A 21,813-nucleotide genomic window follows, 5' to 3' on the forward strand; every position below is an offset into this window, starting at 1 on the left:
GGAAGGGGACCGGACATGCTGGAGCGGCTGAACCGGGCCATGGAGCAGATCGAGGGCCTCGGCGGGGCCGTCGACGTCGCCGCGCTGGCGCGCACCGCGGCCACCTCCGAGTACCACCTGCGCCGGATGTTCTCCGCGCTCGCGGGCATGCCGCTCTCGGAGTACGTACGGCGCCGGCGGCTCACCGTCGCGGGCGCCGAGGTGCTCGGCGGGCGTGACTCCCTGCTGGAGATCGCGGTGCGGTACGGCTACGGCTCGGGCGAGGCGTTCGCGCGGGCGTTCCGTACCGTGCACGGCGTCGGGCCCGGCGAGGCCCGCCGTACCGGCGCCGCGCTCGTCTCTCAGCCCCGGTTGACCTTCCGCCTCACCGTCGAAGGAAGCAACAGCATGCGCTATCGCGTCGTGGACAGGCCGGACTTCACCGTCGTCGGCCTCAAGGCCCGGGTCCCTCTGGTGCACGTCGGGCCGAACCGGGCCATCATCGATTTTGTCCGCGGGATCGACCCGGGCGTGCGGGAGAGCCTGGAGAAACTGTCGGACCACGAACCCCATGGCACCGTCGCGGTCTGCGACGACCTGGACCCCGGCCGTGCCGAGGGCACCGAGCTGGACTACTACCACGGGGTGATCACCTCCGCGGCGGCCCCCGAGGGCACCACCACCCTCGCCGTCCCGGCCGGCACCTGGGCGGTTTTCACCACCTCGGGGCCGGTGCCGGAGGCGATCCAGCACCTGTGGCGGGACGTGTACGCGGAGTGGTTCCCCTCGAACCCGTACCGCACCCGCCCCGGTCCGGAGATCCTGCGCACCCGCCTGTCCCCGGACGGGACGGAGGCGGACGCCGAGCTGTGGCTTCCGGTGGAGCGGGAGGGGGAGCGCGAAGGGAAGAGGGAGCGGGAAGGGAAGAGGGAGCGGGAGGAGAAGAGTAAGCGGGGCTGATCGCTGATCGGCCTTACCGGATCGCTGCTCCCCGGCAGTTGTCCACAGGTGCGGGCCGGAGTTGTCCACAGGCCGGGAAGCGGGGTCGGCAATCCTCGTAGACTCGGCGAATGAGCACTCCCGGCACCGGTTCCGACATCGGCCCCCTCCTTGAGGTCGGCGGCCCTGAGATCAGCGACGCGGGGACGAGCGACGCCCTGCGGGTGCTGCACCGCGTCTTCGGCTATGACTCCTTCCGCGGGAGCCAGCAGGAGATCATCGACCACGTGGTCGACGGCGGTGACGCGCTCGTGCTGATGCCGACCGGCGGGGGCAAGTCGCTCTGCTACCAGATCCCCGCGCTGGTCCGCAAAGGGGTCGGTGTGGTGGTGTCGCCGCTCATCGCGCTCATGCAGGACCAGGTCGACGCGCTGCGGGCGCTCGGGGTGCGGGCCGGGTTCCTGAACTCGACGCAGGACCTGGACGAACGGCGCATGGTGGAGGCGGAGTTCCTCGCTGGGGAGCTGGACCTGCTCTACCTCGCCCCGGAGCGCCTGCGCGTGGAGGCGACCGTACGGCTGCTGGAGCGCGGCACGATCTCGCTGTTCGCGATCGACGAGGCGCACTGCGTGGCCCAGTGGGGCCACGACTTCCGCCCCGACTACCTCGCCCTGTCCGCGCTGCACGAGCGCTGGCCGGACGTACCGCGCATCGCGCTCACCGCGACCGCCACCGAGGCCACGCACACGGAGATCGCGTCCCGGCTCAAGCTCCAGGACGCGCGGCACTTCGTCGCGAGCTTCGACCGGCCCAACATCCAGTACCGCATCGCGCCGAAGAACGATCCCAAGAAGCAGCTGTTGCAGCTGCTGCGCGCCGAGCACCCCGGGGACGCGGGGATCGTCTACTGCCTGTCGCGCGCGTCGGTCGAGAAGACCGCCGAGTTCCTGGTGAAGAACGGCGTCAACGCGCTGCCGTACCACGCGGGTCTGGACTCCCGGACGCGCGCCGCGAACCAGTCGCGCTTCCTGCGGGAGGACGGGCTGGTCATGGTGGCGACGATCGCGTTCGGCATGGGCATCGACAAGCCGGACGTACGGTTCGTGGCCCACCTCGACCTGCCCAAGTCGGTCGAGGGGTACTACCAGGAGACCGGCCGCGCCGGGCGTGACGGGCTGCCGTCCACGGCCTGGCTGGCGTACGGGCTCCAGGACGTCGTCCAGCAGCGAAAGATGATCGAGACCTCGGAGGGCGACGACGCGCACCGGCGGCGGCTGGGCGAGCACGTCGACGCGATGCTCGCGCTGTGCGAGACGGTCGAGTGCCGCCGGGTGCGCCTGCTGGCGTACTTCGGCCAGGAGAGCACCGCGTGCGGGAACTGCGACACGTGCCTGACCCCGGCGGAGTCCTGGGACGGCACGGTGCCCGTGCAGAAGTTCCTCTCGACGGTGGTACGGCTCAAGCGGGAGCGCAACCAGAAGTTCGGCGCCGGGCAGATCACCGACATCCTGCTGGGCAAGAAGACCGCGAAGGTCATCCAGTTCGACCATGACGCGCTGAGCGTCTTCGGCATCGGCACCGAGCTGCGCGAGGCGGAATGGCGCGGTGTGGCCCGGCAGATGCTGGCGCAGGGCCTCGTCGCCGTCGAGGGCGAGTACGGGACGCTGGCGCTCACGGACGACAGCGCGGAGGTGCTGGGCGGGCGGCGGCCCGTCGTCCTGCGACGGGAGCCCGAGAGCGCCCCGCGCCCGGCGCGCGCGGAGAAGACGGCCAGGAACCGCGCGGCTCCGGTGGACCTGCCGGCCGAGGCGGTGCCGGTGTTCGAGTCGCTGCGTGCCTGGCGCGCCGCCTCGGCGAAGGAGCAGGGCGTGCCCGCGTACGTGATCTTCCATGACGCGACGCTGCGGGAGATCGCGGTGCTGTCCCCGTCGACGCTGGCGGAACTGGGCACGGTGAACGGGGTCGGGGAGAACAAGCTGGCGAAGTACGGGGAGCAGATCCTGGAGACGCTGGGCGCGGCCTGAGCGGGCGGTGGGATCCGTACGTCAGGAACGGCCCGTACGTCAGAGGCGGCCCATACGTCAGGGGCGGCCTGTACGTCAGAGGCGGCCCGTGCGTCAGAGGCGGCCTGTACGTCCCGGGCCCGTGTCACCTCACGGGCCCGCGTCCAGCCGCAGGTTCCAGCGGCCGGGGGCGCCGGTGAGGGTGACGGTGGAGAGCGGGCGGACGTCCAGGTACCAGTACGTACGCGGCGGTGCGTTCAGCGCGTAGACCACCGCCGCCCGTACGACCGCCGGTTCCGCCACCGCCACGATCGCCATGATGTCCTGCGCGGGCCTGGTGTCCAGCCAGCCGCCCACCCGGGAGATGAAGGCCAGCAGCGGTTCGCCGCCGTGCGGGGCGGCCCGGGGGTCGGCCAGCCAGGCGTCCACGGCGGCCGGTTCACGCGCAGCCGCCTCGGCGAAGGTGAGCCCGCGCCAGCGGCCCATGTCACAGTCCCGCAGGGCGGGCTGCGCCATCGGCGCGTAGCCCAGCGCGTCGCCGGTGGCACGGCTGCGCGGGGTGGGTGAGCAGTAGCGGAGATCGGCGGCGGCCAGCGGCACCAGGCTGTGCGCCACGAGCTGGATCTCGTGCCAGCCGATCCGGTCCAGAGGGCGGTCCTCGTCGAAGCGCTCGTCGTACAGGTCCGAGCTGCGCGCGGCGGCGACCAAGGTGACCTGAACACTCATGGCCGTGATCGTGGATCCGAACGGCGACCTGGTCAAGAGTCAGTCGAAGGCCGGTGGAGAAACGGTTCGGGATATGGGCGTGACATATGCGGTCCGCCCCCCTCCGGCCGACGGCCCGCCACCCTCCCGCCGTCAGGCCCGGACAACCCCGAGTGCCTCGTCACAGGCGGTACGGAGCCTCCGTACCCCCTCGTGGATCTCCGCGGGACCCGCCACCGCGGCGAAGCTGAGCCGCAGCCGCGCGGCCGGTGCCTCGGCGCTGAAGTACGGGCGGCCGGGCGTGACGGCCACCCCCGCGCGCAGGGCGGCGGAGACGACGGCCGGCTCGTCGGTGCCGTCGGGGAGCCGGACCCAGAGGTGGTGTCCGCCGGCGGGCAGGTGCGGTACGGCCAGCTCGGGCAGCTCCCGGCGCAGGGCGGTGGCCATGGTGTCCCTGCGGGTCTTCAAGGCCCCCGCGAGGGCCCGCAGGTGCCGGCTCCAGGCGGCGGATCCGACCAGTTCCAGGGCGGCTTCCTGGAGGGGGCGCGGTACGAAGAAGGTGTCGACGACGTGGATGGCACGCAGCCGTTCCAGGACGGGGCCCCGGGCCGCCAGCATGCCGACCCGCAGGCTCGCCGAGGACGCCTTGGTGAGGGAGCTGACGTGCACGACGACGCCGTCGGGGTCGTCGGCGGCGAGCGGCGCGGGCAGCGGCCCCGCGTCCTCGTGGACCAGCCGCCGGGCGAAGTCGTCCTCCACGACGAAGGCGCCGGCCTCCCGGGCGATCCTGAGCACCTGGGGCCTGCGCTCCGGTGAGAGCACGGCCCCGGTGGGGTTCTGGAAGAGCGGCTGGCAGATGAACACCCGTGCCCCGGTGGCCCGGAAGGCCTCGGCGAGCAGCTCGGGCCGTACGCCGTCGGAGTCCACCGGCACGGGCACGGGCCGCAGCCCTGCGGCACGGGCGATGGCGAGCATGCCGGGGTAGGTGGGCGACTCCACGAGGACGGGGGCGCCGGGCGGCGCGAGCGCCCGTACCGCGGTGGTCAGAGCGCTCTGACCGCCCGCCGTGACCAGTACCTCGGCGGCGGTGCAGCGGTCCCCGACCGAGCGGGCGAACCACTCGCGCAGTTCCGGAAGGCCCTCGACGGGCGGCCGTCCCCAGGCGCCGGGGCGGCGGCCGGCCCGTGCCAGGGCGGCGCCCATCGCCTGCTCGGGCTGGAGGGAGGGGTGCAGATAGCCGCCGTTGAACTCCACGACACCGGGCGCCGGCGCGGCGAGGGTGACCAGGACGGCGGAGGCGTCGACCGCCCGGGGGACGAGTTCGGCCTGGGCGTCGGCGCTCAGCGTGACCTCCTGCCAGGAGGTGTCACCGGCCGGCGGGGCCGTCGGGCGCGCGGCGGCACGGAAGGCACCGGCGCCGGGGCGGGTGACAACAAGCCCTTCCGCGGCGAGCCGGGCGAGGGCGCGCGAGACGGTCACCGGGGAGACGTGGTGGCGCTCGACCAGGACGCGACTGGACGGCAGTTTTCCACCAGGCGGGTAGCGGTTCAGCTCCTCACGCAGGACATCGGCCAATTCCCGCACACTGCTACGCTCTTGCATGACGGCACAGGATAGCGCTACTACGGACACATCGATAGCGGTGGGCGGCCCGCCCCTCCCCGCCCCCACACCCTCCGCCCGCTCCGGCACCCTCCTCGCCGTGCTGGGCGTCCTCGCCTTCTCGCTCACCTTCCCCTCCACGGCGTGGGGCCTGGAGAGCTTCGGCCCCTGGTCCCTGGTCGCCGTCCGCAGCACCCTCGCCGCGCTCCTCGCGGGCGGCTTCCTGCTCGCGCTGCGCGTCCCGGCGCCCGCGCGAAGGCACTGGGCCGGTCTCGCCGTGGTCGCGGGCGGGGTCGTGGTCGGCTTCCCGCTGCTGACGACCCTGGCCCTGGAGACCTCGACCAGCGCACACGCGGCCGTGGTGGTCGGGCTGCTGCCGCTGACCACGGCAGCCTTCGCGACCCTGCGGACAGGACGCCGCCCGTCCCGCGCGTTCTGGTGGGCCGCCGTGGCGGGCGCGGCCGTGGTCCTCGCCTTCGCGGTCCAGCAGAGCGGCGGCACCCTGTCCTCCGGCGACCTGTACCTCTTCGGCGCGCTGCTGGTGTGCGCGGCCGGCTACACGGAAGGCGGGCGGCTGGCCAGGGAGATGCCCGGCTGGCACGTGATCGGCTGGGCGCTGATCGGATGCCTGCCGCTCTCGGTGGCGGGCGCGGCGACCGCCCTGTCCTTCGAGCCGGTACGGCTGTCGCCCCACGGCGTGATCGGGATCGTCTGGGTGGCCTCGGTCTCGACGTTCTTCGGCCTGTACGTCTGGTACCGGGGCATGGCCTCGATCGGCATAGCCCGCGCCAGCCAACTCCAGCTCGCCCAACCCCTGCTCACCCTGGTCTGGGCCGTACTCCTCCTCGGCGAACACCTCCCCCCGGCAGCCATCGCGGCGGCGCTCGCGGTCCTCATCTGCATCGCCGTCACCCAACGCGCGGGCGCCCGCGGCTGAGCGCCCCGCCCCGCCCTCTCACCCCAGCAGTCGCGAGCGCTTGCCGTAGTGGTCCGTCACGAGGCGGGTCATCGCGCCGAGGGGGTCGGAGCGGACCTCCTTCGCGGCGAAGAAGCAGTGGCCGCCCACCCCCGGGAAGTCCTTCGCCAGCGTGAGGTGGCGGGACAGCTCCGCCGGGTCCTGCCAGGGGGCGGGTTGCGCCGGGTCGCCGGCCTTGTAGAGCGCCTCGCCGATGTAGAGGTCGACGCCGGTGCCCCGTACGACGCCGTCCCACCAGCGCACCAGCTTCGCGTAGTCGGCGGCGGCGAAGCCGATGTTCCAGTACAGCTGCGGGGCGATGTAGTCGATCCAGCCCTCCTTCACCCACTTCCGGGTGTCCGCGTGCAGGTCGTCGTACGTCTGCACACCGGCCCGGGTGTCGGAGCCGAGCGGGTCGGTGGCCGCGTTGCGCCACACGCCGAACGGGCTGATGCCGAACCGTACGTCCTTCTTGAGCTTCTTGATCTTCGCGGCGGTCTCGCGCACCAGCCGGTCCGTGTTGTCCCGCCGCCAGGCCGCCTTGTCCTTGAAGCCGGCGCCGTACCGTGCGTACGCCTCGTCGTCCTCGAACACCTGGCCCGCTACGGGATAGGGGTAGAAGTAGTCGTCCCAGTGCACGGCGTCGATGTCGTAGCGCCGCACGGCGTCCAGCATGGCGTCCTGCACGAAGGCCCTGACCTCGGGGAGGCCCGGGTTGTAGTACAGCTTTCCGCCGTACGGCAGCACCCAGTCGGGATGCACCCGGGCGGGGTGCTTCGCGGAGAGCTTCGACGGGTCGGTGTGCATGGCGACGCGGTACGGGTTGAACCAGGCGTGCAGCTCCAGACCGCGCGCGTGCGCCTCGCGCACCGCCGTACCCAGCGGGTCCCAGCCCGGGTCCTTGCCCTGCGTCCCGGTGAGGTACTGCGACCAGGGCTCGTACGGCGAGGGCCACAGGGCGTCGGCCGTGGGCCTGACCTGGAAGACGACGGCGTTCAGCTTGCGGTGGACGGCCGTGTCCAGATGCGCGATCAGTTCGGCGCGCTGCTGGGCGGCGGTGAGCCCGGGCTTGGAGGGCCAGTCGCGGTTCGTGACCGTCGCGACCCACACCCCGCGCAGGTCCCGGCGCGCGTAGCGGTGCCGCCCGTCGGGACCCACGGGCCCGCCCGCGAGCGCGTCCGAGGAGGTGAGCATCGTGGTCATCAGCGCCGCCGTGGCCGCCATGAATCCCCGTCTGCCGAAGGTGCCGATCCGGGGGGTCAGTGGTGGGGTGTTGTGGGGGGCGTTCTGTGGGGTGTTCTGTGGGGTGTTCTCCGGCGTGCGCCGCATCTGCTTCCGTCCCTTGCTTGTGGGGGGATTCCGGGGGGATTCAGCGGCCCGCCGCGGTGGGGAGCGGGCCGCCGTACGGGCTGAGCATGCCCGCCCCGGCCCGGCGTCCACACACCCGCGCGGAGTAACGTCTCGGTCCGGGGCGGGCGCCGGGATCACCCGGGCGACCTGCCGGAACCACCGACCCGGGACCCATCCGTCACCGATCCGGCACCGACCTGCGCGGATCGGCGCGGACCAGCGAAAGGCACGATGTGACCGACACCCTGACCGATATCGCCCGCGTGGGAGTGGTGGGCTGCGGCCAGATGGGCGCAGGCATCGCCGAGGTCGCCGCCCGCAGCGGCCTGGAGGTGAGGGTCGCCGAGACGACCGGCGAGGCCCTGGAGATCGGCAGGACCCGCCTGCACAGTTCGCTCGCCAAGGCCGCCGAGCGCGGCAAGATCACGCCGGAGGAACGGGACGCGACGCTCGGCCGGCTCAGTTTCACCACCGACCTCGGGGAGTTCGCGGACCGCGACCTCGTCATCGAGGCCGTCGTGGAGAACGAAAAGGTCAAGACGGAGATCTTCCAGGTGCTCGACCAGGTCGTGACCCGGCCCGACGCGATCCTGGCCTCCAACACCTCCTCCATCCCGCTCGTCAGGCTGGCCGTCGCGACCTCCCGCCCCGACCAGGTCATCGGGATCCACTTCTTCAACCCGGCCCCGGTGCAGAAGCTGGTCGAGCTGATCCCCGCCCTGACGACGTCCGACGAGACGCTCCGCCGCGCCGAGGCCGTGGTCGAGGGGGTGCTCGGCAAGCACGCGATCCGCGCCCAGGACCGCTCGGGCTTCGTGGTGAACGCCCTGCTGATCCCGTACCTGCTCTCCGCCGTCCGGATGTTCGAGTCGGGGATCGCCAGCCGTGAGGACATCGACAACGGCATGGAGCTGGGCTGCGCCCATCCGATGGGCCCGCTCAAGCTCGCCGACCTGATCGGCCTGGACACCGTGGCCTCGGTCGCGGACTCGATGTACGCCGAGTACAAGGAAGCGCTGTACGCCGCTCCCCCGCTGCTCCAGCGGATGGTGGACGCGGGGCGGCTGGGCCGTAAGACGAGGGCGGGCTTCTACACGTACTGACGGGCCCGGCGGGCTGCTCGACGGACGGTAGTAGGGGATCACCGGGGGCTCCGAGCCCGCGAAGTACGTGGTCAGGCGCTGTTTCAGTCCGTATGGCGCCTGACCCGTGACGCAGCCCCAACTCAGTGGTGGCCACATCAAGCGCCTCTTCACGTGGCCGGAGATCTGACGTCTCCGGTCTTTCAACTCTGTCGGAGCCTTCCGTCTCTGCACTGCGGAACGTCCCTCGAAGATCCCCCCGACAGAGCTGAAAGTCCCTGAAAAGTCCCTGGCTCTCCAGTTCGGGACCTACGCATTACAAGACCGTGAGCGATCATGTTGCGTGCTGCTTCGTCGTGCTGGCTGGTGCTGTTCTGCCTGATCAGAGCACATACAGCTTGTTTGCCTGTGCGGCCTCGTGCTACGTCGCCCAAAGGCATCCGGCCACCGGCTGGCCACCGGAGGCGACAAGAAGAGCTACAGCACGGGTTGTGCGTCTTCCACAGTGCCTTCAGTGATCGGTTCCACTCCCTACGGAAACGCGACCAAAGGTGTTCCAACCGTAGCCGGTAGGTGCCGCGTTGATGGGAGGCGGCCACCGCCCGCAGGCTCGCGCCCGCTGACTGACCGCTCCGCCGCCGGTTCTGACGACGCCGGTTGAGACCAAGGACTCCTCCTTCATTCCCTGACCTCGACTGAAGGCACGGCGCCAGTACTCGTCTTCCCCGGGCGGCTGGACGCTGACGCCCCCGAACTTGTCGCTGCTGCACCGCCAGGGCTCTCGTCACCGTGCGTCATGCTGGGCGAGTGTGGTGCACCATCCCAGGACAGGCAGCTCCTCCCCGGCCTGGAATACCCCTCCACCGGTTTCGATTGCTTCCCTTGTACTGATCGTGGAGGGGGGACGCTGATGGCCGACTTGATGATGTTCCGACAGGATGCCAACGGTCGGAATGTCGAGCTTCGGGGTTCAACGGTGGCGCTGGAGGCGGAGCTGCAGCGCCGGGTCGAGAGCGATATGGAGATGATGCTCGGCGTCCGTTTCCTGGCGTCGGAGTACCCGACGGGGCCGTGGCACCGGGGGCGGATCGACACCATGGGCTTGGACGAGAATGGCGCTCCGGTGGTCGTGGAGTACAAAGAGACGGCGGACAGCGGAGTCCTGCCCCAGGCCGCCTCGTACCTGTCCTGGCTGTGCACCGCACGTCACGAGTTCGAGGCGCTGGTCAAGGAACGGCTGGGTTCCGAGGCGGTCGAGGAGATCGACTGGCGTAACGCGCGGGCGGTGTGCATCGCGGGCGACTTCTCGCGCCATGACCGGGTGGCGGTGTACGAGAACCGCAGACGGATCGACCTGGTGCGCTACCGGGTCTTCGACGGGGGCCTGTTGAGCCTGCTGCTGATCGAGTCCTCACCCGCGTCTCCCAGCCCGGGTCCGGCACGCAGGCGCAGCCGGGTGGGGCAGCAGGCGGCCCTCGTCGGTGAGAGGTCTCGGGCTGTGCCGGACGGTGTTCCCGAGGGTCTGCGGGATCTGTACGGAGAGTTGGATGAGGCGTTGACCGCGTGGGGCGAGGTAGAGGTGGCTCAGCTTGCCCACTACATCGCGTACCGGCGGATGGTGAACCGCGCTTCGGTGCTCTTCCGTCCGTCGTACGGGGTGATCCTGGTGTATCTCACTCTCGACCCGGACACGGTCGAGCTGGAGGAAGGCTTCACCCGTGACATGCGCGGTATCGGCCACCTCGGGACGGGTGACCTGGAGGTACGGCTCTCGTCGGCGGCTGACCTGGATAAGGCGGGACCGCTGATCCGCCGCGCATTCGAGGCAGCCTGAGCTACGAAGCCGGGACGGTCGGTGGCCTGCTGCGGGGCCGCGGCGTCTCACACCTCAAGGAGCACGTCTTCGAGCTGTGCCGTGCTCGGCCAGATGCCGCCGACCACCGCGTGTCCACCGCGCTTCGGCCGTGGTCGGCGATAGTTTGTGTGTCTCCGGGCCCTGCCGGTTCCCGTCACGGTACGGCTGGTGGATGGTGCCGCGCTTGCCGTGGCACACGTCCCGGGCCGGCTTGTGGCGGGACTCCTGCCCAGTGAGCTGCCGGTTCATCTGCCGGCGGTAGGTGTCGTCGACCGGGTCGACCATCCGCAGCATTGCGTGGAATCTGTTTTGTCAACCCGGCGTGCTGGGGCGAGTTCACACTTCAGGCTGATGGGTGGTAGTGCGGTCGATCAGCGAGGCGATGCCGGGCGGCCCTGAAATCCGCACCTCGCGGATCGGCTAACCTGGTTGGATGGGCGGCATGAACGGTACTCAGTCCATAGGCACGCCTTGGGGTATATCCGTGTTCGGCACGGCGAGCGTGGATGCCACGCCGGATGTAGCCCGACTTCGCGTCGCCATCAAGCAGACGAGGCAGAAGCCGGGTGAGTCGTTCGAGGTCACGCGAGGCAGCGTCAACCAGATCCGGGAGGTGCTGCGCGGCCACGGAGTCCCCGACACTGCCGTGTCCACGTCGCGCCTAGACCTGAAGTCCTCATGGAATTTCGGCAATGAGCGCACGTTCCTCGGCTACGAGTGCACGGCCTCGTTCGTGATCGAGTTGCGGGAGCTGGACATCCTGGAGACCGTGCTCGTGGACGTTGTCGAGGCCGGGGCGAACCAGGTCGACGGTGTCGAGTTCGATGTGAGTACCAAGCAGGAACTTCGCGCCCAGGCGCGCGCGGCCGCGGTAGCCGCTGCCCGTGAGAAGGCGGCCCTGTATGCGGAGGCTGCCGATGTCCGGCTTGGCCCCGTCATCCACATCAAGGACGTGGACTCCGATCAGTTGCAGAACTCCTACCGCGGGCACCGCCAAGCCGGCGGGGCCGGGGGCGAGGGCGACCTCGCCCCCGGCAAGATCAGTGTCACCGCGGGCGTGGTGATCGGGTTCTCGATCATCAGCGGCTGACAACACGCACAGTGGCCCGGTGCCCGGCCACGAGCGCGGCCGGGCCACCATGCCTCCTGTTTGCGGAGTGGAAGGAAGGCTGGCCCCGAAGCCGGCCCGGTTGCCAGCCTGACCTGCAATCACTCTGCTTGACCTGCGAAAAAAGAAGCACATGCCGCACAGGCGGCCCCATAACCTGCGGCTACTCGTCAGCCATCGACCTCACTGGAGGTCCGTGCCTTACGTTCCCGGCCTCCCAGCTACCGTGCAGCAGGAGATCGCTCAGATCGAGATACCGACAGCCGCGAACTGGGCGGCCGCCGGTCTGTGGCCTGGAGCCGTGGCGGAAGCCCTGTCTGGATGGACAAACTCCTCCCGCGACCCTGCCCAACGTCACTTCCATCCCTGCGCGTGCTGTGGCCGCAGCAGCCGCGGACTGCTGGACGAAGTCCTCGCCATGCTCTCAGCCCCGGCTTCCCGCGCTCTTGAACGTCTGATCGAGCCGCTGGACGAGGACTTTCGGGCTCGCACCCTGCCGAACCCCTCGGCCTCGAAGGATCTCTCCTGGTGGGCGCGCCGAGTCTGAATCACTGACATGAGGTGCAGGCCCCACCGCAGGCACGGTCCGCCGTTGAAGCTGTGGCTCCGTCGGTCGTTCCCACGATCGGCAGCAGCTTGGTGGCGTCGGGGAGACCGATCTCGCGGGGCGTGGGCCCGCCCGGCACGATCGCGCGCGCAACGATGGGCGCGTGCGATGAGCAGGGGGCAGCGGGCGGCGGCGAGCATGCCGTGCTCCCTGCGGGCGTCCTACTGTGGGCGCAGGATGGACGGGTCCCTGCGGTGGATCATCATGGCCCTGGCGGATCCCGCCGTGCGGCTCGACTGAGCCTGTTCGGGCGCCGTGTCTGGGCTGCGCGCCCATCCGGGTGGGAGTCGGCTTTTCGCCCGTACGAACCGAGCCCCGCCGTGCTGGGTCTGTGTCATGAAGGTGTCGCGTCCGGGAAGCGCCCGGATACTCACTGACAACTTGGGGAAATCTCCATGAACTTACCGAAAACCGGGCACCGGATCGTCTCCGTGCTCGCCGGGGTCCTGCTGGCCGGGACGGCGCTGGCCACTCCCGCCGCCGCCGACACCCACCGGACAGGACCGGCCTCCATCACCACGCAGGCCGACCAGGACCAGACGGCTACCGTCTACCAGGGCCGGATCACCGTCAGACCGGGTGTCCTCGTGCGCAGGGACCCGAGCCTGGATTCCCCTCCGATCGGCTCGATCCCGTACGGCGCCGTCGTCGAGATCGTGTGCAAGGTCAACGGCGGGAATGTGCAGGGGAACTACATCTGGTACCGGCTGAGGGATGGTGGCTGGGTCCCCGCCCGGTGGGTCTCCGTCGGCGGGATCGAGGACTTCAACCCCGTCCCGTGGTGCACAACGTGACGCACTGAAACACCGCCCCCGCCGGGCCGACCACCGTCCCGCCGCACGAGGCTGCCCGCATGATCCGCAACCGGCGGGGGCACCGGTTCGCGGGGGCCGGCGACGCTGGCTCACCGTGTCTCCCCGGTGACGCTGTCACCAGGACTCGCCGGCAGAGACCCACCGGGCACTGAGTACCGTTTCAGCCCCGCGACCAGTCCAACGCGGTGGAAGCCCCGGCTTCGTAGGCGAGAGCGAGGGCGGCACGGTAGGCGGTGTGGAGCTGGTCCGCGCACGCGGGGCACACAAGGTGCTCCTCCCACCGGGGCTCCAGCGGCATCTGCCAGAGCGTCGAACAGCGCCAGCACATACGGCCGCGTCGATCGCCGCGGCCGCCCGCAGCCGGGCGGCGACTCCTCGAACGGTGTGGTCGCTGGGGTCAGTGGACACGGGTGCCGGACGAAAGCGTGCCATGCACGCCTAACGACCGAGCCGGGTGGCGGTGGCGCCGGCCACCGCCAAAGCCACCCCCTCGGCTACTCCGCCCGGTCCGACGCTCCGCCCGTCCTCCCGGCCGCCGGCGCCCTGCGTCCGCTGCGCGACCCGGACGGGCCAGAGCTGGATGAGGACGACGAAGGCGAGACGTGATCGCGCTGATCGTGGTTATGCGGTGCCCTCGATCTCGGGCCTAAGCCGGCAGGAGTGGGCGGGGCATCCGCCGCCCCCGGTGCAATCGCGCCATCCGCGGTGCGGGGGCGCGGCTCCGGAGCAGTCCGGTCCGGCTAGCGGCCTGTGGCGCTGATGCAGTCGGTGAGGCGGGCGATCGCTCGACGTCACCTGGCTCACCTCGAAACCCCGAAGCTCCCCTTCGGCCGCATCCGCCTTCACTGGGAGCCCGCCTCACCCGCCGGCTGGGACGTCACCGCCCACCTGGGCCTCGCCACCACCGAGGTACATCTCGCCACCTGGTCTGCCGTCCCGAACGACTGGCCGCGCCTGATCCGCCCGACCCTCCACGAGGTACTCGGCCTGTGCGCCGCCCTCGACCTCTCGAACCGCCTCGCCCAGGTATGACCGAACCGCAGAAGGCCGCCCCGCGCCGATCAGGCACGGGGCGGCCTTGCCGTGGGCCAGTCACGCTCATCACCTGACCAACGCGAAGAAACAGGCCAGTCAACGACCCGGAGGCGACGTCTGACTCGCCAAGCCCGCCGCACGAGTTCCCTTGGCCCCACAACACTGTCCTCCGGAAAGTCGTCGGAGATCCCGTGGCGTCGGGGGCACTCCTCGCGAGCCAGGATCGAGCCGCAGGTCGGCATACCAGTGGCAGGCTTGATTGCTACCGAGTGCAGGCGGTCGGAGCAGGACCTGTCGAGGCGACCTGTCCCCTCCCTACCTCACCGGATCGCTATCGCGAGATCTCGGCCACGCAGGCAACGACCGCAACAAGCAGGCCAAGTAGGCCAATCACAAGGTGCCAGACATCGAGACTCGGCCGGCCCGGAGGGCCCTCATCCGGAAAATCGTATTTCACTATCCTCACCCCTCACCGCACCTCACGATGAGGCGCTCTTCTTGCAAACGCTCCAATCGTTTCCCCGGTGCGGTTCACTCTTCTCGAACTGGCAATCGCCCTTGAACCCATGAGAAAAGCCGCCCGGTCCCAGGCGGGATTGAGCGGCCTTCCGAAAGCGACAAACATCCCCGCGGAGGCGGGGCCACATCGCGCACCTGGAGGTGCAGGTGACGATCGGAGCAGAATCATCCCCGCAAAGAGCAGCTGTGCGGGGCCGTGGACTTTCGTCCGGCATGGGTTTTTCAACGATATGGCAACCGAAGTGCCTGCGCCTGGCAGTACGAGTTACCTGACAACGGGGAATGATTAGCGGCGGTTGCGCGCCGAGAGAATGAGTCCGTCGAAATCGGTCGGGCGCCATCGGTCTCGGCCCGCCGTTCGAATCGCCCACCCTTGTTCGTTGGAGGCGGGTTCGACGAGGACTGCTTGACCGTCGCCGATGCGAGTGGCGAGGAGCTCCCAGAGTCGGTCGCGGACGCGGCGGTTGGGATTGCCTACGAATACGCCTGCGTTGACTTCTACCATCCAGCGGGTGAGGTGCCCGCGGAGGCCTTCGGGGGCTGCGATGAGAACGATGACGGTCACTTAGGCTGCTCCGGCTTGTTCTTGGGCTCTTCCGGAGAGGGCGGGCCTTCAAGGTCCGGTCCGATGATCGCAATGTGGTGATCACCCATGTCAGCGGCAATCAGGCTCGCTGAGTCCGAGCGCTGCGCTGTCTCGTCGGGTGTTGATTCGGCTTCAAGGATGTCGCTCGCTGGTCCTTCCGAGGCATCTGCTGCCCAGTTGACTCCGGCGGAGACCGTGCCGAGCCGCTCGTCCCAGAGCTCGCTGGTTTCCGGCGTGTCGAAATCGGTGCCGGGCGGGTTCAACAAGCTCTTGATGTCGGTCACGATGCGGCTGAGCAGCTTTCGTTCTGCGATCTGGTCGCGTAGGCCGACGCGGGCGTCACGTTCGTCCGTGAGGCCATTTGCGGCCAGGTCGAACGCGAGCGGGATGGTGTATTCCGTTTTGTAGAGGTCGGCGATGTCCAGGACGAAAGAAATGGCGGAGCCTGTGTGGACGAAGCCGAGTCCGGGGCTTGCGCCGAGTCCGACGATGACGGCGTGGCAGATGCCGTAGAGGGCGGCGTTGGCGGCGGAGAGCAGGCGGTTGAGGTCGTCACCGGCGGCAAAGGCGTCGCCTGCCTTGTAGACCCGTCCGTCCCAGGGGACGCCGGTGCGACGGGAGTGTTCTTTGTAGAGCTTGCGGAAACGTGCGCCTTCGCGGCCTCGAAGCTGCTGCATGGTGGCTCGCGAGACGTCTTCGCCGGGGAATCGCATGCCGTACATGGTGCGGGCGACGCCGAGACGTTCCTTGGGACGGGTCACGAGCCATGCTTGCCGGTGGAGCAGGCCGGCGCCGCGGCTGGGGCCCAGGCCTGCCGCGTACATCCGTACGCCTTGTTCGCCGACCCAGCAGACAGCGGTGCCTGAGTCTGCAAGGAGGCGGATCGCGCCGTGGGTGACGCGGGTGCCCGGCCCGAGCAGCATGACGGCGATCATGGCCGCGGGGATACGGACGGTTTCGCGTTTGTTGATGACGACCACGGCGTTCTCGTCGCGGTCGAGGTGGCTTCGTTCCACGTAGACGCTGGATACCCGGTCGACGATCCGGTGCAGGTCGTGTGGGTCGGCTTTCCACCAGACGTCAGCCACGACTAGTCCTCCCGTCCGGGGATGGGGGCAAGCGTGAGCAGCCCGCATCCGTACGCCTTGGATGGGCCGATTCCCTCAAGGAGACGGGCGGTGAACGCCTCGGGGTCGGTCACGCAGAGACGTCCCTCGAAGATCGCGCTGTGGAAGGTGACGTGGGGACCCTTGCCGTTCTTCTGGAAGGAGTGGCGGTGGCGGCCCGTGATGCGCACTTCGCGAGGCGCGTTGGCTTCCCGCCCGTCGTTCGCCGCCTCAGACTTGTCCGGGGCGTCCAGATGAGTAGCGGGGCTTTTACGTTGTTCAAGTCCGGGAGCGGCGGGGTCGGTACGGGAGACCGGGACCGCGAAGCCCCAGCGCTCGGTGCGGGTGAGGAACCAGTCGAGTTGGGCGGCGGCCGTGCGGTGGCCGAGGCGGAAGCCGCGTACGAGCTTGCGATCCGCGTTGGCCTCCAGGTGGGCGGTCTGGGTGGGGGTGGGTGTCCGAGGCGAGTTGGTGTTCTGCACCGGGCTGGCGGTCAGGCGGAAAGCGAACTCCCGGCCCGTCGCGATCTGGCCGAGGAGTGGGGCGTAATCGCGGACTGCTGCGTGGTCGCCTTCGGCGTTGGGCCAGCCGGCATGCTCGATGACGTGGGTCCAGTCGGGCTTGGACTGGGTGAGGGCGAACAGATGTGGCCGGTGCGGATTGTCCGCGTCCAGTCGCCACAGAGTGCGCTCTTTGGTCTGGTCGCCGGGGATGGCGCCCATGACGGCGCCGTGCATGGCGCGTGGGTTGGACAACAGTTTCCTGCTTTCGGCGCGGAGCGGGTTGATGCGGATGCGGGAGAGGTAGGTCAAGGTGCTCACCAGCCCAGGAGGGCGAAGGGGTCGTGGCCGGCTTCGTCGTCCGAGCCGTTGGTGGTGTCGTCCGGATTCGGGAAGGAGGTAGGGATACTCAGCCAGGTGTGCCGTACGCGTCGGCTGGTGAAGGTCCGCAGATGCGGGTCGAAGGAGACCGGGGCGTCGTGGAGGACGTCGTCGCCATCTGGGTCTTCGAGGGTCGCCGAGCGGTCGATGCGGGCTGGGTAGAGCGGGCGGTCGAGCTGCCGGTCGCGCCCGAGCTGGGCGGCGAACTGCTCGCCGGACTGCCGTGACACCTGCCAGCGCTCCTCACGCAGCGCGTCTTCGAGGGTGGCCTCGCGCAGCCCGAGAGAGACGGGCTGGGTCGGCGGACAGGAACGGCGGCCCAGTGCGAGCGGGAAGGCGGGTGCCCTGACGGCCTGGTCGAGGGTGTTCAGTAGGCCGTACGGGCCGGCGACGGCGGCGAGGAAGATCGCGTCCTGTAGGTAGTAGCGTGTCGTGATGTGGGTCAGTTTGACCGGCGAGGTCGGCTTCTGGATGCCTTTGGCCGTTACCCCGGCCTGAGGTAGTGGGCGGCCACGGTAGTCGCTGACGGTGTGGTAGTCCCGCAGCAAGGTTCCGGGCTGGTCGACACGGATCCCCAGCCTGAGGGGGAGAAGTTCGTCGAGGGGGTCCTCACGGGCGAGTCCGGCCGCAGCGGCCAGGAGCCCGATCACCCCGGATTTGGTGGGTTCGGCACCCGTCTCACGGCGGTTGAAGGCGCTGCGCGTACCCCATGCCTGAACTGGCCCCGCGAGACGCAGCAGCAGGACGGCCTCGCCGTCGGAGGGGGACTCGGGCTGGAAGGATGTCATCGGGCTGCCTGCTTGAGGGTGTCGACGAGGTGTACGCGCAGGTCGCTGAGCAGTTGCGGGAAAGCGCGGGTCTCACCGAAGGTGCTCGTGAGCAGTTCGGCCGTATCGCTGGAGTCGGCGAAGGTATGACACAAACCGGTGAATTCTGGTGTGTCACCCCAGGCGCGGACCGCTTTGGCGTGTTCACGTGCCAGGTTTCGGGCGGATGCTGCGGCAATGCCCGAGGACGCCGCGACCGGCTCCTCGAAGGCGGAGACAAGATTGACGGGCTGGTCGGTTCGCACAACGACGACAACCATGCTGGGAAGGGTGCGGTGGGCGAAGGAGTTGGCGTAACCGGTGGGCATGGAGCGCGCGAAGGATGTCACGAATTCCTCGACGGCGGTGACAGCTGCTTCCTCGTCCGTGAGGTTGTGCAGGAGTTGGTGCAGCCCGACGGTGGCGTAGCGATAGAGGGTGGCGGAGTTGAAGCCGATATTTCCGATCATGCCGGCTCCGGTCTCTTCCTCTTTCTGCTCGTCGTCGACCGCGGTGAAGTAGTCGAATTCCAACTCGACCGCATGGGTTGACAGTGCATGGGCGACCTGTGTTGCCGCGTCGACGTTGAGTGCAGGAATGTCTGCCACCATGCGCCCGAACAGTGCGACGTCCATGGGGTGACCGGCGTTGAACTGCTCCCGTACGGGGATCTTTGTGATCTCGTCGGCGAGTTCGGTGTCCTCCAGTTCGGAGAGCTGCACCGCACGGTCCCGTACCAACGCGGCGACGGCGTCGAGCTGACGCCGGCCGTAGAAGAAGAGGTACGCGGTGTCGCCTTCTTTCTTGCCCGCGCTGATTTTCAGCTGTGCCAGGAGGGCGGCGGCCAGGCGGGCTGCGGCTTCGGTCTCCAGATCTGTGCCTTCGACGATCCGTTCCGTTAGCGCGGTGCTGATGCGGCGGGTGCGAGTGGCGAGGTCCTGCTTCGGGATTCGCTCGGCGAAGTGAGTACGGGTGGAGCGCTTCCATGCTTGTGAGGAAACCCGCGAGCGGCGCACTCCACCGAAGTATGCGTCTTTGGGATTGCCTTGATCGTCCCGGTTGAGGTTGGCCGGCGGTACCGTCTGCAGGATGTGAATATCGATGTAGGTACGGGCTTTGGGCGGTGTCATAGTGGTCCCTCCGGTCGATCAGTTGGCGTCTGGGCGCTTCGGCGGTTTCTGCTGACGCGCTGTGGCAACGTGGCTGCGGATTGGGCAGCCGTTTTTGTCAGGAAAGCGGGAACTATCGGACGGCATGGGCGACAGGAGTCCGAGTCGCTGCTTCGTCACCGGTTTCCGCGTTCAACGACCTGGTAAGCGAGACCCCATTCACGCCTCACCCGGTTTCGGACGACAGGAGAATCCCAGCGCTGGATATCCGTGAGTAGCTGGTCGTAGTCGAGTGGCTGCTCCACGGAGCGCAGTTGGGTGATGAGTCCTCGCAATCGGTAGACCAGTGCGGCCACAGTGGTGGTTTGCACGGTGGCGGCGACGTGCCCGTCCAGAGCTGCCTCGCTGTATCGACCGCTGCGGCGCAGGGCGCGAAGTGCTGCTCCCGCGCTGACGCCACGTCTATGCATGGGGCGGTTCTGGCTCTGTTGGTGGAGGCCGTAGAGGGCGAGGGCGGCATGTTCTGCTTCGAGTTCGGGCGTGACCCGGCCGTCAGTCGGAGTGGTGTAGTAAGGCCAGAGTTGGGACACGGTGAACGCCGTTTGTCCCAGGCCGGCCCGCAGGTCGCTCAGTTCCTCTCCGGGGGTGTGCATCTTGGCGCCGCTGGCATGGTCGATGCGCCAGTTGCCGTGACTGTCGACGTGCCGGTTCCAGTACCGAGGGCGCGTCGGCGCAGGGGCGGGTAGTGGGAGGGTGGACACAGCGGTCCTTTCAACGGAAAGACGCTCGAACGTGGGTGATGATGTTGCGGAGTCCTGTCAGCTTCCGGACGGGGTGGTTCAACGGTCCTTGCGTGCTGCGGCTCGGCGGGTAAGAATCGCGTCCAGGCGTTCCCGGAAGTCGGCCTCGGCCGTGCTGAGCCGGTACACGGTTTCCTTGCCGTCTTTGGTCACGGTCCGCCCGGTGAAAAGCCCTGGGGCAGCGGTGGAGAAAATGTGCTCCGCCACCTTCCACGTTTCCTTCCCGGCTTTCTGCTCCCATGCTTCAAGGCCACGTTCCGAGAGGTCGAAGTCCTCGCCGACTTTCCGGAGGCCTGTCAGAAGCCGGCGGACCATGGGGTCGAGAGCGTGCAGCAGCGTGTCGCCGGGGCGTTGTCCCTTGTCCCAGGGGATCGGCTCGCTACCCCCTGCTCTTCGCAGGTCGCCGGAAAGGTGGTTGACAGCTGTGGCGAGCTTCTCGGCCTGGTCGGTGGCCTCCAGAAGAGTGCCGTAGACGATTCCGTCAGGGTCCAGCGCCGTGAGCGGCAGCGGCATCTCGTCGAAGAAAATGTCCTCGATCACCGCTGACTGGTTGCCGTAGGCGATACCTGTCAGCTCGACTTGTAGCGGATACGCCGGTGGCATCCGTTTCCAGACCTCGGCGAGCTGACGAAGCAGCTGGCTGGATTGGAAGCCGGAGCGCTTCGTCGTCGCGTGGAGTTCTTCCGTACGGCTGCCGACAGCCAGGAACGCCTCTAGTCCACGCCATGCCGCACGTCCGGGTCGATGCCTGCGCGGGTGCACCGAAGAAGTCCCTGTGCTCTTGGCGTTCTTCCTACCGCGAGGGGTGAGGCGCTCGGTGACCCACGCTGTGTGCGGCTCGGTGTCATGCGGAGTGGTGGTCAGCCGATCGCCGGCGGCCACGACAACCCGACTGACACGTAGCCCTGATGGCGTCTCTTCGGCGATCAGCCGGATACGGCGCGACTGCCAGGTCCATAGGTCCAGCAGGCCGCGAGCGGCCCGGGACTGCCAGGCAGACGTGGCACACGAGAGGGTTACTCCGATGTCGCCCTGCGTCTCCCGGCGGCGCCACTGCGGGCGGTCGTCCGACAAGGGTGCCTGTCCGAAGGGAATGTTCAGCAGCAATGTCTCGTAAACGGTGCGCCCTCGGAGCAAGGTGACGCCGAGTTGCCCTAGAGGGCCCACCGGATTGCCGGTCGTCTTGCCGGACTTCACGCGCGGGTCGCCGACCACCCCGGTCTTGATGGCCGCGGTGTCCCAGCAGTGTGTGTGCAACAGCCAGCGAGCGGCCTGCGCGGGAGTCAGCTCCAGTGGATCGCCCTCGGTGCGGGACGAGAACAGCGGCACATTGTTACCTGTGGCCGCCGTTGCCACCAGGAGGGCAGATCCCTTCGTCTCGTCTTTCGCCGTACGAAGCCCGGCAACCTGCGCGAATGGTGCGACGGGATCGAACAGATCGAAGAGCTGGTGATGGTCGTCCAGATAAGCGGTCAGAATCTTCCGCTGCTCGGGCGAAAAGCGCCCCGCCTTGAACATTTCTGTCCACGCGGTGCTGTTGCGCGGGCAGCCTAGGGCGTCCACGACGACGGGGAGTAGGAGTTGACGGAAGATCGCCGGCTTCTGTGTCGGCAGATCGACCACGAGATCCTGGAATTCCTGCGCGTCCAGAATCAGCCGGCGTAGGCCGACCGCGTTCGCCCCGCCATCCGGCGGACTGTCTCTTTGTGCCCCGGCCGCCGGACGTACGGGCATCCACGGCTCGTCCTGCAAATTGAACAACTCGGTTTCCCCACAAGCTTTTACGTACTGCACCAACGAAGAACAAGCGTGGCACACTCCCCCCGCCCAGGGCGTGCGAATGAGAAGATGAATGACTGCCCCCGCACCTCTACCGAGTTCCGCCGGCGGGGGGCGCTCCCCTTTTCCGTCTGCCCGGCGGATGGGCCCCGCTTGACCCGGGACTTTAGGGTGGTGAGGAGCCGGTCCTCG

Annotated in this window: 20 protein-coding genes and 1 pseudogene; 9 read left to right on the forward strand and 12 right to left on the reverse strand. The window is 68.9% G+C overall.

The annotated features are described in order from the left end of the window. The first annotated feature begins 15 nt into the window (after positions 1-15). The gene (locus ACIO1C_RS22285) at positions 16-939 is read left to right on the forward strand and encodes a GyrI-like domain-containing protein (protein WP_401866135.1); all 924 of its coding nucleotides are present in this window, start codon (positions 16-18) and stop codon (positions 937-939) included. 110 nt (positions 940-1,049) lie between these two features. Then, positions 1,050-2,942 carry a DNA helicase RecQ gene (gene recQ / locus ACIO1C_RS22290; RefSeq protein ID WP_401866137.1) on the forward strand — a complete coding sequence of 631 codons (1,893 nt, stop codon included), beginning with the start codon at positions 1,050-1,052 and terminating at the stop codon, positions 2,940-2,942. Positions 2,943-3,071: 129 nt separating this feature from the next. Here recQ and ACIO1C_RS22295 read toward each other — a convergent pair whose 3' ends face one another. Further along, positions 3,072-3,647, reverse strand: coding sequence for a histidine phosphatase family protein (locus tag ACIO1C_RS22295; RefSeq protein ID WP_401866139.1), 576 nt, complete (start codon positions 3,645-3,647; stop codon positions 3,072-3,074). Between the two features lie 132 nt (positions 3,648-3,779). After that, a complete protein-coding gene (locus ACIO1C_RS22300) occupies positions 3,780-5,228 on the reverse strand; it encodes a PLP-dependent aminotransferase family protein (protein ID WP_401866141.1) in 1,449 nt (482 codons plus the stop codon). On the opposite strand from ACIO1C_RS22300, the gene ACIO1C_RS22305 reads away from it, so the two are divergent. Next, entirely contained in the window at positions 5,227-6,165 is a 939-nt protein-coding gene (locus ACIO1C_RS22305; RefSeq protein WP_401866143.1) for a DMT family transporter, read from the forward strand. The genes ACIO1C_RS22300 and ACIO1C_RS22305 overlap by 2 nt on opposite strands. A gap of 18 nt (positions 6,166-6,183) precedes the next feature. Here the strand turns inward: ACIO1C_RS22305 and ACIO1C_RS22310 are convergent, their stop codons facing one another. After that, positions 6,184-7,407 (reverse strand): glycoside hydrolase family 10 protein, encoded by a 1,224-nt coding sequence (locus ACIO1C_RS22310; protein ID WP_401866362.1) that lies wholly within the window; start codon positions 7,405-7,407, stop codon positions 6,184-6,186. Between the two features lie 371 nt (positions 7,408-7,778). Between ACIO1C_RS22310 and ACIO1C_RS22315 the strand changes: the two genes are divergently transcribed. Together ACIO1C_RS22315 and ACIO1C_RS22320 are read left to right on the forward strand one after the other, a co-directional pair. Next, on the forward strand, positions 7,779-8,636 hold the full coding sequence (locus tag ACIO1C_RS22315; RefSeq protein ID WP_401866364.1) for a 3-hydroxybutyryl-CoA dehydrogenase: 858 nt from the start codon (positions 7,779-7,781) through the stop codon (positions 8,634-8,636). Between the two features lie 889 nt (positions 8,637-9,525). Then, the gene (locus ACIO1C_RS22320) at positions 9,526-10,449 is read left to right on the forward strand and encodes a DUF5655 domain-containing protein (RefSeq protein WP_401866145.1); all 924 of its coding nucleotides are present in this window, start codon (positions 9,526-9,528) and stop codon (positions 10,447-10,449) included. 54 nt (positions 10,450-10,503) lie between these two features. Here the strand turns inward: ACIO1C_RS22320 and ACIO1C_RS22325 are convergent. Further along, a pseudogene (locus tag ACIO1C_RS22325) lies at positions 10,504-10,764 on the reverse strand (Tn3 family transposase); the annotation flags it as partial. 148 nt (positions 10,765-10,912) lie between these two features. Here ACIO1C_RS22325 and ACIO1C_RS22330 point away from each other — a divergent pair. From ACIO1C_RS22330 to ACIO1C_RS22340, 3 genes are all read left to right on the forward strand, one after another. Next, the gene (locus ACIO1C_RS22330) at positions 10,913-11,560 is read left to right on the forward strand and encodes an SIMPL domain-containing protein (RefSeq protein WP_401866365.1); all 648 of its coding nucleotides are present in this window, start codon (positions 10,913-10,915) and stop codon (positions 11,558-11,560) included. 733 nt (positions 11,561-12,293) lie between these two features. Continuing rightward, positions 12,294-12,425, forward strand: a complete 132-nt coding sequence (locus ACIO1C_RS22335) for a hypothetical protein (RefSeq protein ID WP_401866147.1) — start codon at positions 12,294-12,296, stop codon at positions 12,423-12,425. Between the two features lie 155 nt (positions 12,426-12,580). After that, complete coding sequence (locus ACIO1C_RS22340) at positions 12,581-12,979, forward strand: SH3 domain-containing protein (protein ID WP_401866149.1); 399 nt, start codon at positions 12,581-12,583, stop codon at positions 12,977-12,979. A gap of 181 nt (positions 12,980-13,160) precedes the next feature. Here ACIO1C_RS22340 and ACIO1C_RS22345 read toward each other — a convergent pair whose 3' ends face one another. Next, complete coding sequence (locus ACIO1C_RS22345) at positions 13,161-13,298, reverse strand: hypothetical protein (protein WP_401866151.1); 138 nt, start codon at positions 13,296-13,298, stop codon at positions 13,161-13,163. Between the two features lie 461 nt (positions 13,299-13,759). Between ACIO1C_RS22345 and ACIO1C_RS22350 the strand changes: the two genes are divergently transcribed. Continuing rightward, on the forward strand, positions 13,760-14,032 hold the full coding sequence (locus tag ACIO1C_RS22350) for an esterase (RefSeq protein ID WP_401866152.1): 273 nt from the start codon (positions 13,760-13,762) through the stop codon (positions 14,030-14,032). 808 nt (positions 14,033-14,840) lie between these two features. Here the strand turns inward: ACIO1C_RS22350 and cas2e are convergent. From cas2e to casA, 7 genes are all read right to left on the reverse strand, one after another. Continuing rightward, a complete protein-coding gene (gene cas2e / locus ACIO1C_RS22355; protein WP_401866154.1) occupies positions 14,841-15,119 on the reverse strand; it encodes a type I-E CRISPR-associated endoribonuclease Cas2e in 279 nt (92 codons plus the stop codon). Beyond that, the gene (gene cas1e / locus ACIO1C_RS22360; protein WP_401866156.1) at positions 15,116-16,228 is read right to left on the reverse strand and encodes a type I-E CRISPR-associated endonuclease Cas1e; all 1,113 of its coding nucleotides are present in this window, start codon (positions 16,226-16,228) and stop codon (positions 15,116-15,118) included. Before cas1e ends, cas2e begins: the two co-directional genes overlap by 4 nt. A gap of 2 nt (positions 16,229-16,230) precedes the next feature. Then, positions 16,231-17,058, reverse strand: coding sequence for a type I-E CRISPR-associated protein Cas6/Cse3/CasE (gene cas6e, locus ACIO1C_RS22365; RefSeq protein ID WP_401866367.1), 828 nt, complete (start codon positions 17,056-17,058; stop codon positions 16,231-16,233). Between the two features lie 5 nt (positions 17,059-17,063). Continuing rightward, positions 17,064-17,915 (reverse strand): type I-E CRISPR-associated protein Cas5/CasD, encoded by an 852-nt coding sequence (gene cas5e / locus ACIO1C_RS22370; RefSeq protein WP_401866158.1) that lies wholly within the window; start codon positions 17,913-17,915, stop codon positions 17,064-17,066. Beyond that, positions 17,912-19,063, reverse strand: a complete 1,152-nt coding sequence (gene cas7e, locus ACIO1C_RS22375; protein WP_327233880.1) for a type I-E CRISPR-associated protein Cas7/Cse4/CasC — start codon at positions 19,061-19,063, stop codon at positions 17,912-17,914. The genes cas5e and cas7e overlap by 4 nt, the downstream gene beginning before the upstream one ends. 155 nt (positions 19,064-19,218) lie before the next feature. Further along, positions 19,219-19,803, reverse strand: coding sequence for a type I-E CRISPR-associated protein Cse2/CasB (gene casB / locus ACIO1C_RS22380; RefSeq protein WP_327233881.1), 585 nt, complete (start codon positions 19,801-19,803; stop codon positions 19,219-19,221). Between the two features lie 78 nt (positions 19,804-19,881). Then, positions 19,882-21,603, reverse strand: coding sequence for a type I-E CRISPR-associated protein Cse1/CasA (gene casA, locus ACIO1C_RS22385; RefSeq protein ID WP_401866160.1), 1,722 nt, complete (start codon positions 21,601-21,603; stop codon positions 19,882-19,884). Positions 21,604-21,813: the final 210 nt, after the last annotated feature.

Origin of the sequence: Streptomyces sp. NPDC087420 (assembly GCF_044744165.1) — a bacterium.
Classification (GTDB): Bacteria; Actinomycetota; Actinomycetes; order Streptomycetales; family Streptomycetaceae; genus Streptomyces.